General features: G+C 65.3%; 12 protein-coding genes. 8 read left to right on the top strand and 4 right to left on the bottom strand.

Annotated features, from left to right (window positions below; all coding sequences use genetic code 11):
* Positions 1 to 186 precede the first annotated feature (186 nt).
* Positions 187 to 372 (bottom strand): hypothetical protein, encoded by a 186-nt coding sequence (locus ACNO8X_RS12865; protein WP_418005593.1) that lies wholly within the window; start codon positions 370 to 372, stop codon positions 187 to 189.
* A 383-nt stretch (positions 373 to 755) separates the two neighbouring features.
* Here ACNO8X_RS12865 and ACNO8X_RS12860 point away from each other — a divergent pair, with 383 nt between their 5' ends.
* Entirely contained in the window at positions 756 to 2,108 is a 1,353-nt protein-coding gene (locus tag ACNO8X_RS12860; RefSeq protein WP_418005592.1) for a cryptochrome/photolyase family protein, read from the top strand.
* A gap of 108 nt (positions 2,109 to 2,216) precedes the next feature.
* Here the strand turns inward: ACNO8X_RS12860 and ACNO8X_RS12855 are convergent, their stop codons facing one another.
* On the bottom strand, positions 2,217 to 2,459 hold the full coding sequence (locus ACNO8X_RS12855; RefSeq protein WP_418005591.1) for a hypothetical protein: 243 nt from the start codon (positions 2,457 to 2,459) through the stop codon (positions 2,217 to 2,219).
* Positions 2,460 to 2,925: 466 nt separating this feature from the next.
* Here ACNO8X_RS12855 and ACNO8X_RS12850 point away from each other — a divergent pair, with 466 nt between their 5' ends.
* The 5 genes from ACNO8X_RS12850 (at position 2,926) to ACNO8X_RS12830 (ending at position 7,895) form a co-directional block, all read left to right on the top strand.
* Entirely contained in the window at positions 2,926 to 3,423 is a 498-nt protein-coding gene (locus tag ACNO8X_RS12850; RefSeq protein ID WP_418005590.1) for a TspO/MBR family protein, read from the top strand.
* A gap of 77 nt (positions 3,424 to 3,500) precedes the next feature.
* Complete coding sequence (locus ACNO8X_RS12845; RefSeq protein WP_418005589.1) at positions 3,501 to 3,845, top strand: hypothetical protein; 345 nt, start codon at positions 3,501 to 3,503, stop codon at positions 3,843 to 3,845.
* A gap of 133 nt (positions 3,846 to 3,978) precedes the next feature.
* Positions 3,979 to 4,392: a hypothetical protein gene (locus ACNO8X_RS12840; protein ID WP_418005588.1), complete on the top strand. Its 414-nt coding sequence runs from the start codon at positions 3,979 to 3,981 to the stop codon at positions 4,390 to 4,392.
* Positions 4,393 to 4,587: 195 nt separating this feature from the next.
* Positions 4,588 to 6,888: an alkaline phosphatase family protein gene (locus ACNO8X_RS12835; protein WP_418005587.1), complete on the top strand. Its 2,301-nt coding sequence runs from the start codon at positions 4,588 to 4,590 to the stop codon at positions 6,886 to 6,888.
* A 194-nt stretch (positions 6,889 to 7,082) separates the two neighbouring features.
* Positions 7,083 to 7,895 carry an IclR family transcriptional regulator gene (locus ACNO8X_RS12830; protein WP_418005586.1) on the top strand — a complete coding sequence of 271 codons (813 nt, stop codon included), beginning with the start codon at positions 7,083 to 7,085 and terminating at the stop codon, positions 7,893 to 7,895.
* Positions 7,896 to 7,952: 57 nt separating this feature from the next.
* Here the strand turns inward: ACNO8X_RS12830 and ACNO8X_RS12825 are convergent, their stop codons facing one another.
* Positions 7,953 to 9,716 (bottom strand): acyl-CoA dehydrogenase, encoded by a 1,764-nt coding sequence (locus ACNO8X_RS12825; protein WP_418005878.1) that lies wholly within the window; start codon positions 9,714 to 9,716, stop codon positions 7,953 to 7,955.
* Positions 9,717 to 9,840: 124 nt separating this feature from the next.
* Here ACNO8X_RS12825 and ACNO8X_RS12820 point away from each other — a divergent pair, with 124 nt between their 5' ends.
* Complete coding sequence (locus ACNO8X_RS12820; protein ID WP_043395314.1) at positions 9,841 to 10,425, top strand: TetR/AcrR family transcriptional regulator; 585 nt, start codon at positions 9,841 to 9,843, stop codon at positions 10,423 to 10,425.
* Positions 10,426 to 10,437: 12 nt separating this feature from the next.
* On the opposite strand, the gene ACNO8X_RS12815 is transcribed toward ACNO8X_RS12820, so the two are convergent.
* Positions 10,438 to 11,757: a DUF445 domain-containing protein gene (locus ACNO8X_RS12815; protein WP_418005585.1), complete on the bottom strand. Its 1,320-nt coding sequence runs from the start codon at positions 11,755 to 11,757 to the stop codon at positions 10,438 to 10,440.
* Between the two features lie 136 nt (positions 11,758 to 11,893).
* Here ACNO8X_RS12815 and ACNO8X_RS12810 point away from each other — a divergent pair, with 136 nt between their 5' ends.
* On the top strand, positions 11,894 to 14,071 hold the full coding sequence (locus tag ACNO8X_RS12810; RefSeq protein WP_418005584.1) for an adenylate/guanylate cyclase domain-containing protein: 2,178 nt from the start codon (positions 11,894 to 11,896) through the stop codon (positions 14,069 to 14,071).
* The last annotated feature ends 2 nt before the right edge of the window (positions 14,072 to 14,073 follow it).

The following is a 14,073-nucleotide window of genomic DNA, read 5'->3' as shown; positions in this document are numbered from 1 at the left end:
CGGCAACCCGATGGCGAGTCGGCCACTTCGGTGTCCCCGCCTGCGGCAGACCCACGTTGGGCGCGGCCGGCTCTCGCTGCATTGCTGGTGGCCACCGCCGCGTTCTGGACTGTCACGCTGGGCCGGATGGGTTGGGCCAACGCCTTTTACGCCGCTGCGGTGCAGGCCGGCACCCAGAGCTGGAGGTCAACCGCCCGGCTGTGTCCGGGTCCGCTCCGCCGACGGTCCGACCGTGTACTCGGCGGCCGGTTCGGTGGCCTGCTGAATCAAGATAGCCGCAACCGCCGCACCCAATCCCGCTCCGACGGCTATCAACCCGACGGCTGCCAGCACCACGCCGGCCCGACGACGCGCCTTGCACTGCATGCTCATGCGGACCATCTCCTCGTTGTGGAACAACCTGACAGGCGCAGACGATAACCTGAACGTGGTTGGGTGCGCTTAACGGCCGAATTTGCCGAAGTAGCAACAGAAACCGTCACAGATGGCACAGCAAAGCAAGCATGCATCTCGCCAACAAAGCTTTGAACATATTGCACAAGAACAGATTTCAGTTTTCGATCGGCCAACTCGACGCTGTCTGACGGCGGCCGGTATCGACGCCGGCAGACCGGCGCCGCCGCATTGCCGTCGCCAGATTCATATCGGCGGAATACAGAATCCATATGAATTCCCCAGTGTTGGACTCCGCCCAGCGTGGTCAACCGCGACGCACCACCTGGCGCCAGAGCCTCGTGGTCGGCAAGTATGGAGCCGTGCCTTCCCTGCTCTGGTTTCGCCGAGACCTCAGGCTCAGCGACCTACCGGCCCTATCGGCAGCGGTCGACCAGAACAGCGAGGTGCTCGCCTGCTTCGTGCTCGATCCGCAGCTTGAGGCGTCATCGAGTGTGCGCCGGCTGCAGTTCCTGGGCAACTGCCTGAGACATCTGCAAGCAGAGCTGGACGGCCGGCTGCTGATCACCCGTGGACGCCCAGAAGAGCGAATTCCGCTGATCGCCAAAGAGATCGATGCGAGTGCCGTGCACGTCTCGTCGGACTTCACCCCGTTCGGCGAGCGCCGTGACGAGCGGGTCCAGGAGGCGCTCGGCAGCGTCCCACTGGTCGCGACCGGCTCCCCGTACCTGGTCTCGCCCGGACGCGTCACCAAAGACGACGACAGCCCCTACCGGGTATTCACGCCGTTCTTCCGACGCTGGCGTGAGCACGGTTGGCGGCAGCCGGCCCGCACCGGTCCTCAATCGGCACAGTGGATCGATCCGAACAGTCTGGCTGGCACAGCAGCCAAACCTGCCGACATCCCGGACCCCAAGGTGCCGCCCTGCTTCGCTGCCGGCGAGGAGGCGGCCCTGCACCGGTGGCGACAATTCATCGACGCGGGTTTGGACGACTACACCGAACAGCGTGACCTACCCGGCGCCGACGGGACCAGCCACCTGTCGGTGCACCTGAAGTTCGGCACGATCCACCCACGCACCATGGTCGACGGCCTCGACCTGCACCACGCCAGTCACGTTGCTTACTTGCGCCAGCTCGCTTTTCGTGACTTCTATGCCGCGGTGCTGCACCACTGGCCGGACAGCGCCTGGCGCAACTGGAACCGTGACTACGACGCCATCGAAACCGACACCGACGACGCAGCCGAGCGGCTCTTCGACGCCTGGAAGGCCGGCCGGACCGGGTTCCCGTTCGTCGACGCCGGCATGCGGCAATTGCGCGAGACCGGCTTCATGCCCAACCGGGTGCGGATGATCACCGCGTCCTTTCTGGTCAAGGATCTGCACCTGCCGTGGCAGTGGGGTGCCCGCTGGTTCATGGAGCAGCTGGTCGACGCCGACATCGCCAACAATCAGCATGGCTGGCAATGGTGCGCGGGCACCGGCACCGATGCCGCTCCGTACTTCCGGGTGTTCAATCCGACAGCGCAGGGCCAGAAATTCGACCCCACCGGTGCCTATGTCCGCCGCTGGGTTCCCGAATTGGCCGACGTGGCCGATGCCCACCTCAAATCAGGACCACGCCCGCCGGGCTACCCGGAGCCGATCGTCGATCACGGCGAGGAACGCGCCGAAGCGCTCCGGCGCTATCACGCAATCGGCAATCACGGGTGACCCGAGCCCGTGGAAACGGGCCGACCGCCCGGCCGTATCCCGGTCCACATCAGCGACAACCGGGTTACGTGCCGGACGGTCGAATCACTACGCCGACTCAGAGCCGACTCAGAATGGCGGAGGCGGCAGGAGCGGACCGCCCGGCGGCGGCGGAACGCCCGGTCCCGGAGGCGCGAGACCGGGACCACCGGGCGGCGGTACACCGGGGCCCGGGGGCAGGATGCCTGGGCCGGGCGGTGGCGGTGGCTGCGCGCCGGCAACGGCGGAGCTGAATCCAACGCCCGCACCCATCAGCGCGAGCGCAACCAATGCGACGCCCGCATGATGACGCGTCTTGTGCTGCTTTGACATTCGCACATCTCCTCTTCGTGGAACTACTGACAGCTGCCGACATTAACCCAATCGGGCGCCGCACCAATTTGTCTACTTTCGATAACATTCGAAACCAAGGCGTTAACATTTGAATACGTCAGCTAATCGAAAATGAGTCGATATTCATACCCAATCTGTTTATAGAGAACATCTTAAGCAGAATCGAATTTCCGCTCAGCAACGCTGACTTCGACACAATTCAGGCCAACGATTCGCGTCTGCCACCATCAGTGGCAGGCTTCCGCCGTCATATTCATATCCGCGCAATACACAATCCATACGAATTCCCCAGCATTCGGCCCGCGCAACGGTCACGACAGCCACCGCATCACCACGTCTACGCGGCGAAAACGGTAGTGGTACATCGGTTTATGGCAGCATCGAACGTGGGCACACCAAATGGCCAGTGCCATCGAGTTTTTGACGCACCCAGGGAAGGGACTTCATGCGTATCACCACCCTGCTGATAACCGCAGCCGCAACCGTCGCTACCGCGGCAATCGGCGGTGCGGCGACAGCGCCGGCAGTCCGATCGAGTTGGTATGCGCAGCTGCGCAAGCCCGCCTATCAACCGCCTCGTGAAGTGTTCCCTGTGGTCTGGCCCGCGCTCTACACAGACATCGCCGTCGTGTCCGCCGCCGCGATCGACGAATTGGGTGCAACCGGCCGCGACATCGAGCGTCGTGCCTACCGGAACGGACTCGCACTGAATCTCGTACTCAACGCTGCGTGGTCCTGGTTGTTCTTCAATCGTCGTCGCTTCGGCACCGCGACCGCCGTCAGCGCGGCGCTCACGGTGAGCAGCGCCGACCTGACGCGGCGGGCTGTCGACGCCATCGGCGGACGGGCTGCACCATTGACGCTCTATCCCCTGTGGTGCGCGTTCGCCACCGTGCTCTGCGGGCATATCCGGCAGCTGAACAGGCGCGCCGAACGGTCGTAGCCGCGAAGGTCTGGCACATACCAGGGCAATCGACTTACGCTGGCGACCATCCACGCTCGACTCATGCGGAGGCCAGGTTGCAGAATCCGGAAGCTTTTCTCGACCAGTTCTCCGACGACGCGGCCGGCCGCGCCTTCGCCGAGCCGTACCACACGCCCGACGGAGCGACCGTCATCCCCGTCGCCAAGGTCAACCACACCGGCACGAGCACATCGGCAAAACCGCTCGGCGTCTTCGTCATCCGCGATACCGGGACGGTGTGGGTGCCTGCGGTGGACGCGGACCGGATCGCGCTGGTCGGCGTCATCACCGGCCTGGCGGCTGCCGTGATCGGCTGCCTGGCGATCCTGCGGCGCCCGCCGTGGCCTGACCTGTCCGACCACGGGCGTCCGGTGTCGCGCCGCCGTCGACTGAATCCTTAACTCTCCACATTGCGTGTTTCGCGGTCCCGCACGTGGGTATCCGTGCTGCGGGGGTCGTGGAATTTGTTCTGCCGCAGAACTGCGCGGAGGAACGATTCCTTCACATCACGAGCACACGCAAGGAGTTCAACTCATGACCTTGAAGAAGATCGCAGCGCGTGCAGTCGCGACGAGCGCGCTGGGCCTGGCAGGACTGGGCGTCGGAGCTGGTCTCGCCTACGCCGACCCAGTCGGTCCCATACCGACACCGCCGTTTCCCACCCCAGGCGTTGCCGGACCCGGCGTAAACGTCGGTGCACCTGGTAATCCGCTGTCGGCGGGCCACGGCTACCTGCCGCCTCCCGGGCACGGTGGGCCGCTGCCGCAGGACCGCATCCCGTTCACAGCTGCGCCCGCGTGGGTGGTTGTGCCGGTCGTGCCGCCGATGGGCACTCCGCCGGCACCGGCACTGCCCGACTGGGCCGCCGGTATGCAGGCCGTCTGGGACCCTGACCTCGGCGCCTGGGGCGTGTGGGACGCACAAGGCAGCGCATTCATTCGCATCTAGCACCACGGTCGCGGCCGCCACCCTGACAGGGTGGCGGCCCGCATAGGGCTATCGGCACCCCTGCCGCAACCAGCAAGTCGCAGGGAACTGTACGAATACTCCTAGCTGCATCCCAGGCGGAAATGCTAACTCCGCCGTCAATTCTTTCTACCGTTACCGCGGACGGCCAACAGCGGACGGGCGAAGGGAACGACCATGGGTTGCTCACGGTACATCGGTCGGGTCGGAGCCCTGGCAGTGTTTCTCGGGGTCGGCATATCGCTCACGACTGGGCAAGGAATCGCCTACGCCGAACCCTCATCGACGGCGTCGGACACTTCGCATGCCACGGATGCGGCGGGCCCCAGCAAGCCGGCTCCCAAACACACGCCCACCCCGGCGACAGCGGCACAGCCCGACGCCACACCCGCATCGCCATCAGACGACTCGGCGCCGCCCTCTGCCCACAAGCCCAAGCCGCAGTCCAACAAGAGCAGCGACGCAACCAACCGTCACCGTAGCGCGAACCTCAATGCGCACGCCGGCGGCGCCACGAAGACCGCGTCGACCTCGACGCCCGCGGCCGGCGAATCCGTCAGCGCCACAAAGAAAATCGGTCAGCCGCAACCCACCGCCGCCACGGTCGACCATTCCCCGGCACCATCGATCGTCGCCACGGCGGCCGTGCCGACCACCGCATCAGTAGCCCGTACCGCGGCGGCGACACCGTCGGCGGCACTCGTCACCCCCACCGTGTCCGCCCCGACCGCGACCGGCGCAATCGGCCAGATCGTCACCGCGGCAAAACAACTCATCAGTATCGCGCTGAGGCCGCTGGTATCGACCCTGCCGTCGAACGTGCCGGCAAATTCGCCGGTCCTGTGGACGGTGCTCGCCTGGGTCCGCAAGCAGATCGAGACGAATCTCCTGCCACCCCATGTGGTTTCGGCCTGGAACGTGACCAGCCCGAATCTCCTGACCAATCCCAGCGCAGAGCTCGGTGATCCATCGCTGTCCGGCGGCAGTACGGTGTCCATCCCCGGCTGGACCGTCACCGGTACGCCGACGGTCATCAAGTACGGCACCGTGCGCCAGATCCCGCTGGGCCTGCCGACACCCGGGCCGACACTCCCCGCCATCTTCAACTTCCCCAGCGATCGGCCCACCCCGGGCGACACGCAGTTTTTCGGCGGCGGCAATGTCGCGACCTCCACGTTGACCCAGACAGTCGATCTCAGCGGCGCCGCATCGGGCATCGATGCCGGCACGACGCCGTTCAAGCTGAGTGGGTTCCTGGGCGGCGCCATGATCGATCCCTCGGCGGCGTCGATCAAGGTCACGTTCCTGGACGCCACCGGAACGCAGCTGGGTGTCGGGAAAGTGGCGCCTGTCGGTCCCCTGGAGCGCTGGTTGCAGACCGGACTGCTCCAGCGCAGTACCGAAGGGACCATCCCCGTCGGTACGCGCACAGCGCAGGTGGTCGTGACACTCAAGGACTCGAACCCGTTCACCGGCGGATACAACAACGCATTCGCCGACGATCTGTCGTTCACCGTGGGAGCCGCGCTCCCGACACCTCCGCCGCCCACGCCGCCGGCATCGACGGTGGGCGCGCTCGACCACGTGTTCATGGTCTATCTGGAGAACAAGGGCTACAAGGACATCGTCGGCAGCCCCAACGCGCCGTACCTCAACAGCCTGATCAACACCTATGGCGTCGCGACCGACTACTACGCGCTGACCCACCCGAGCGACCCGAACTACTACCCGATCCTCGGCGGCTCGGACTTCGGTCTCAGCTACAACTGCGCGACCAACTGCATCGATGCCACAAACCTCGCCGACAGAATCGAATCGGCCGGCAAGACGTGGGCCGGGTATGCGCAGGGCATGTCCGCGGCCGGGCCCTACGTCTCGACGAGCGATTACGCGCCCGACCAGCTCCCGTTCCTGGCGTACCGCGACATCTTCAACGACCAGGCTCGCGCCGCCGCGCACCTGCACCCGCTGACCCAGCTGGCGACCGACCTCTCGTCGTCGGCCACCACGCCGAATTTCGCGTGGTTCGCGGCGAACGAGGCCAACAACGGCGAAGGGCCGCTCGACTTCCCCGGCGGCTATCTCAACTACATCGGCGCGCTGCTCACCAACCACCAGTACAACGTCAAGGCGGCCGACCAGTTCGCGCAGCAGACCATCCCGACCATTCTGAATTCGGCGGTGTGGAATGACCCGACGCAGAAGTCGGCCATCGTCGTCACATTCGACGAAGACACCGACAATCTGTCACTGGGCTTCGGCAACGGCGGCAATCGTGTTGTCACCGTGGTGATCCCGTCCCCCGGCGCAGTCAGCGCCGGGATGCGGTCGGGCAACTTCACCGACACCAGCTATGCCAATCACTACAGCCTGCTGCGCACCATCGAGGACGCACTGGAGCTGGCACCGCTGACCAACAACGACGCTTACGCCGTGCCGCTCAACGACTTCTGGGGAACGCCACCAGTCATGCCGTAACCGGCGGCCGTATTCCACTCCCCCAATTCCGTTGGGGCTCAATTCGTTTGTCTCGAAGGAGACTTGCCGCCTCGTGGCGTGCCTGCAATCCGGCTGGGTGATGTAGCTAACAGTGCCTACCGCATCGTGTTTCTAATCGCTATATTACTAACAGTCATATACCCCCGGTCAACGGCGACAATGTGGAGGCCTCTGTGATTTCCGAACTCGAATCGACCACCCCCGGTGCTGTGCTCGATCGGGTGTGCTTGATCCTCGACGCGTTCGATGGGACCGGCCGCCTGACCCTGGCGCAGATCGTGCGCCGCACCGGCCTGCCCCGTTCCTCCGCGCATCGCATGCTGGAACGCCTGGTCCAGCTGCGATTCCTGCGCCGCAATGGCCGCGACTACGAATTGGGCATGCGCCTCGTCGAACTCGGCTCGCTGGCCGTGCACCAAGACCGGATGCATCGCGCCGCAATGCCCCTGCTTCATCAACTGCACCGCGCCACCGGCCTGGTCGTCCACCTCGCCGTGCTCGACGGCAGCGACGTCGTCTATCTGGAGAAGGTCGGCAACGCGCTGATCACCTCGGTGCCCTCGCGAGTTGGCGGCCGACAGCCGGCGCACTGTACCGCCGTCGGCAAGGCCATCCTGGCCTACAGCCAGGACGCCCAGGTCGACCTCATGAGCCGCAAGACCAAGTACTCCATCGCCAACCGCGCCCAGCTGGATGCCGAGCTCGCCAAGGTCCGCGCCCACGGCGTCGCCATCGACCGCGAAGAGTCGGTGCCTGGATTCGGTTGCGTTGCAGCACCTATCGGGAATCAAGGGGAAGCCGTAGCCGCAGTGTCGGTGTGCGGCCCGATGAGCCGCATGGCCTTCGAACAGCTCACCGCGCCGGTGCGCATGACCGCCATGGGCATCTGGCGCAACGCCGAGGACGGCCCCGCCCGCGTCGCGCCCGCCCTGCAACCGATGCGCCCGCTTCGCATGGGCCCCGGCGCCATCCCACCGCAGAAATGAGCGTCGGACCCGAGAAAACCTCGGGTCCGACGTCTACTTCCGGGTGCGGCTAGCTGATCAGAACCAGTCGACCTGTGCGTCGACGGTGGTGCGGTCCAGGCTGGCGAGCAGGTCCAGCTGGGTCGTCACCTTGGGCAGCTCGTAGCGGAAGAAGTACTGCGCCGCAGCACGTTTCCCGTCGTAGAAGTTGCCGGTGTTGCCGCCGACAGCGTTCAGCTGCTCGAGCCAGATCCAGGCCATCACGATGTGGCCGGCGGCCTCCAGGTAGGCAGTCGAGTTCGCCAGGGTGGTCTCCGCGTCGCCGGCGGCCCACACAGTGGCGGTCACCTCCACCAGGCGCTCGATCTGAGCCTGCAGATCCCGCGCGTAGGTGGCAGTGGCCTCCGACTGCAATGCGGTCTGGACGGTTTCACCGATCCGCCGCTGCAGCAGCTTCAGGCCGGCGCCGTCCTGCATGACGACCTTGCGGCCGAGCAAGTCGATGCCGTGGATGCCGTGGGTGCCTTCGTGAATGGCGTTCAGGCGGTTGTCGCGGTACTGCTGCTCGACGTCGTATTCGGTGGTGTAGCCGTAGCCGCCATGAATCTGGATGCCGAGGTTGTTGGCTTCCAGGCACCACTGCGACGGCCAGCTCTTGGCGATCGGGGTGAGCACCTCGAGCATCAGGTTGGCCTCGTCGAGTTCGGCGCCGGTGAAGATCCGCATCTCGTCGACGAGCCGCGCGCAGTACAGCCCCAGCGCCAAGGCGCCTTCCACATAAGACTTCTGAGCCAACAGCATGCGCTTGACGTCGGCGTGCTCGATGATCGCGACCTGCGCGCGCGACGGGTCCTTGTCACCGACGGGACGACCCTGCGTGCGCACCTTGGCGTACTCCAGCGACGTGAGGTAACCGGCGTAGCCGATGGCGGTTGCCATGGAGCCGACCGCGACGCGGGCTTCGTTCATCATGTGGAACATGTAGGCCAGGCCGCGGTGCTCCTCGCCCACGAGGTAGCCGACAGCGCCGGGCTCGTCGGTGGGCTGGTGGCTGCCGTCACCGAAGTTCAGCAGCGCGTTGGTGGTGCCGTGGTTGCCCATCTTGTGGTTGAGACTGACCAGCGCGACGTCGTTGCGGGTGCCGTCGGTCAGGAACTTCGGCACGACGAACAGCGAGATGCCCTTGACGCCGGGGCCGCCGCCCGGGACCTTGGCCAGGACCAGGTGCACGATGTTCTCGGCCAGCTCGTGGTCGCCACCGGTGATCCACATCTTGGTGCCGGTGACCCGGTAGGTGCCGTCGGCCGACTTGGTGGCCTTGGAGCTGATGTCGGCGAGCGACGAGCCGGCGTCGGGCTCCGAGAGGCACATGGTGCCGAAGTACCGGCCCTCAAGCATCGGGCGGACCCAGGTGTCGATCTGCTCTTCGCTGCCGTACTCGGTCAGCAGGTTGGCGTTGCCGACGGTCAGGAACGCGTACGAGAAGGTGCTGGGGTTCGCGGCCCGGAAGAACGCTGCCGAGGACTGTGTGACCACGTTGGGCAGCTGCATGCCGCCGACGCGCTCGTCGAACGAGCTGGCCATCAGGCCCGCCCCGTTGAAGTCGTCCAGCGCCTGCTTGATCTCGTCGATCAGCACGACCTTGCCGCTTTCGTCGACGAACGGCGGGTTGTGGTCGGCCTTCTTGTTGTGTGGCGCGAAGCGCTTGGTCGCGATGTCGGCGCTGAGGTCGAGGACGGCGTCGAAGGTATCCCGGGAATGCTCCGCGAAGTGCTCGTGCTTGGTGAGCTCGACAACATCGAGCCACTCGTACAGCAAGAAGTCCAGGTCGCGCCGAGACATGAAATCAGTCACTGGGTTCTACCTTCCAATGCAGCCAGACATTAGCAGTCGCTCATTTCCTAAGCGATTGCTAATATCGCCTATCACCCTGGCATGTGTCAACTGTGTGTACGATCACGTGCACATGAAGACCGACCGGACCACCGATTCGGCCGCCGCCGAACGCATCCGGCGCGCGGCCATCGAGGCATTCGCCGAGTCCGGCTACGGGGGCACCTCCACCCGCCAGATCGCCAAACGCCTCAACATGAGCGCGACGGCGATGTACCCGCATTACCGCTCGAAGGAAGAGCTGCTCTACGCCATCGCGCTGGAAGGACACGGCAGCCTGCTGGCGACCCTGCGTGCCACCGATGACCCCACCGCGCCGTGCGCCGAGCGCTTCCACACGGTCGTCGCGGCCTTCGCCACCTGGCATGCGGAAAACAGCAAGCAGGCCAGGGTCGTGCAATACGAGCTGCACGGCCTGACCCCGGCCCACTACCGCACCATCGCGCCACTGCGGCACCAGGTCACCGCGGTGATCGCCAACATCATCGAAACCGGCATGGCGACAGGCGAATTCCACGTCGACAACCTCGATGACGTCGTCATGGCGATCTCGTCGCTGTGCGTCGACGTCTGCCGGTGGTTCCCCTCGCGCACCCACCGCGATCCCCACAAACTGGGCGAAATCTACGCCCAGGTCGCAGCCCGCCTGGTGCGCTGACCGACCTACCGGTCACCGGTGCAGGACGACCCCCACGACGTCGTGCAGCGCAACGGGGCTCTGCACGTCGCGGCCGAACAACTCCATGATCTGGACCTGGATTTCACCGACGATTCCGCCCAGCATCGCACCGACGGCGATCACCAGTTTCTCGTCGTCCTTGAAGATCGGGCGCAGAATCGACTCGTATTCTTCGTTGGTGAGCTGACTCATCTTGTCGACGATGATGTTCTCCAGGTCCATCATGTCCTTGGCGTAAACCTCCGCCAGCGCAAGCGTTTCAGGCAATCGAGCGAGCACGGTGTCCACCACGGTGTCTTTGAGCGCGTTGTACCGCTGCCCACCGACCACCAACTTCACGAACGGGACGGCGGCGCCGAGCTGGCTGTCGATGGCGGCCTGAATCTCCTTGGCCGCCAACGCGAACAGCTTGTCCGCACCCGGCCCGGTCAGCACGGCGTCGAACAGGATGTCGGGCGAGAAGAGATCCTGGGCCAGGATCTTGGCGTAGTCGCGGGTGATCTTGTCGCGCTGGTCGTGCAGCAGCCCCCGAAACGGAAACAGCCCGAGATACTTCTTCCGATAGACCGGGCGGAACAGCATGTTCAGCGCGATGTAGTCACTGACCGAGCCGATCCCGAATCCGAAGGCCGGCATGATCCACGGATTGCGGAACAGACCCCACGCAACCATCTGCACGCAGCCGATGCCGAGCCCGAAGTAGATGCCACTACGACGCATGAACGCCATCGCATCGTCGGCGACGCTACGCATCAACCTGACGAGTTTCTCCTTGTTGCGCACCAGGGTGGTCACCGCGATGAACTGGAAATCCAGATAGCGGTTCAGGTCGGAACTGATCTCCCCGAGCATGTGTGCCACGATGCGGGGCGTTTGCGCCTGAACCCGGGCCGAAATGGCCTGGCGCGCGGCGTCGGGCAGCGCGTCCCACAACCCGGGCCGGAGTTGTTCGGCAAGCTCGCGCGACATCTCGTCGACCGCTCGGGTCAGCGGCACCCGCAATGCCGCCACCAGCTCGTCGGCATCGACCCGGCTCAGTAGTTCGTCGGGTTTGAGCAGGTTCGCGGTCAGCAACTCGATGGTCTTGGAGCCGACCTTGCCGGCCCGCCGCGGCACGATGCCCTGCCAGCCGAACGGACCGATGCCCTTGTAGTCCAAGGGCCGGTACAGCATCTCGAGCGCCACGATCTTCGTGCTCCATCCCACGAAAGCGGCGACGAAGGGCATGGACAGGTAGACCAGCCAGTTGACACCGAAATCGGCCTTGATCTCGGACCAGCTCTGGATCGCGAGGATGACCTCGCGGTTCACTGATCACCGTCCCGCATGGCGGCAAAGGCTATGCCGAAAGGCCATATATTGCATGATTTTTCAGCAGGTACCTGCGATAACCGGCCAGTGAGCGCCGAAGGTCGTGATGTACTTGCTGCCGACGACAGGAGGCCCGATGGTCAACCCTCCACTGGAGGATCACGATGAGGTCGTGACGGCAGCCTCGGGTGACACACCGTCCGAGGTCCGGCCGCGGCGAGTGCGCGGCCGGTTCAGCATCCAGTCGAAGCTCATCGCGATGCTATTGGGGGCCAGCATCGTGTCGGCCGCCGTGGTCGGGTTCATCGGGTACCAGACGGGACAGGCCTCGCTGCGCAACGCCGCTTTCGACCGGCTCACGCAGGTCCGGGAGACCCAGTCTCGACAGTTCCTCATCCAGATCGCCAACTTGAAGAATGCTCTGCTCATCTACACGAGCGGACCGGCGATGGCCGAAGCCGTGCAGGCCTTCGCCGCCGGGTTCAACGAATTGGCCAATGCCACAATCGATCCTGCCGAGCAACAGGCCATCGTCAACTACTACAACCAGGATCTGATCGACCCCGTCGAACGTGCGACAGGCGCCAAGCTCAACCTCGACGTGCTGTTGCCGTCGTCCAACGCGGCCAGGTATCTGCAGGCCCGGTACACCGTCGCCGCCGCGCGGCCCAATGGACCGCCACCCCCACCCGACCCCAGCGCCTGGGGCGCCGCCGCCAGCCGCTACAACGCGTTCTTCCAAGAGATCGTGCGGCTGTTCGGCTACGGCGACGCCCTCTTGATCGACTCGTCGGGCAATGTCGTGTACTCGGCCAAGAAACGCGCGGACCTCGGGACGAACGTGCTGTCCGGTCCATACCAGCAGGGCAACCTGCATGAGGCCTACGCGAAAGCCATGGGCGCCGACCGCGTGGGGTACGTCGCTGTCACCGACTATCAGACCTATCACCCGGCCGGCGACCACCCCACCGCGTGGATGGCAGCGCCGGTCGTGGCCGCGGGTCGCACGGTGGGAGTGGTGGCGCTGCAGTTCCCGATCAGCGGGCTGAACGAGCTGATGACGTTCAACGGCAAGTGGCAGGCGAACGGTCTGGGGGCCACCGGCGAAACCTATCTCGCCGGGACCGACGACCTCATGCGCTCGAATTCGCGCCTGTTCGAGGAGAATCCGCAGACCTATCAGCGCGATGTCACGGCGGCCGGAACGCCGGCCGAGCTGGCGCAGCGGGCGGTCCGCCTCGGCGGCACGACGCTGCTGCAGCCCGTCGGTGGCCCTGCGACCCGCGCGACGCAGCGCGGCCAATCCGGGGTGGTGATCACCACCGACTACCTGGGCAAGGAAACGCTGCAGTCGTATGCACCGATGACCGTCGGGCCCGACGTGAGCTGGTCGATCGTGGCCAAGATCGACACCGCCGAAGCCTTCGCGCCCGAACGCGTCTTCACCAGGACCATGGGCGTGGCGGTGACCGCGATCGTCATCTTGGACTGCCTGGCCGCGATGGCGCTGGCGCAGCTGTTCGTGCGGCCCATCCGTCGCCTGGAGGCCGGCGCCCAAAAGGTCAGCCGCGGCGACTACGACGCGATGATTCCCGTGCGGACCCGGGACGAGTTCGGCGATCTGACCAAGACGTTCAACGACATGAGTCGCCTGCTCGGCATCAAGGACGATCTGCTGCGCCGCGAACGCCGGGAGAACGCACAGTTGCTGCGTTCGCTGATGCCCGAATCGATCGTCGAGCGGTACCGCAGTGGCGAGGAGACGATCAGCGAGAACCACCAGGACGTGGCGGTGCTCTTCGCCGATATCGACGGCCTCGACGCCCTGTCCAACGAACTGCCTGCCGACGAATTTCTCACCGTGGTCAACGAATTGGTGCGCCAATTCGACGACGCCGCCGAACGCAGCGGGGTCGAACCGGTGCGAATCCTGCGCAACGGCTACACGGCCAGCTGCGGATTGAACGTGCCTCGGCTGGACAACGTCGAGCGCACCGTCAACTTCGCCATCGAATTGCAGCGCATCGTGGCCCGCTTCAATGACGAGGACAACCTGCAGCTGGGTTTCCGGGCGGGTATCGATACCGGCACCGTCACCAGCGGCCTGGTGGGCGGCACCACGATGATGTACGACATGTGGGGCAGCGCAGTCGATTTGGCCTATCAGGTCCAGGCCGGCGGCGCCGAACCCGGGATCTACATCACCGCGCGAGTGCACGACGCCGTGCACGACACCCACCGGTTCACCCCGGCCGGCCAGCTGACCGTCGGCGATATCGAGGAGCCGATCTGGCGGCTCGCGGGGCGGCGGTAAGC

The sequence above is a fragment of the Mycobacterium sp. PDNC021 genome, from assembly GCF_048282635.1.
Classification (GTDB): Bacteria; Actinomycetota; Actinomycetes; order Mycobacteriales; family Mycobacteriaceae; genus Mycobacterium; species Mycobacterium llatzerense.
Note: the sequence above shows the minus strand (reverse complement) of the source record. Positions and strands in the feature narration are given on the sequence as shown.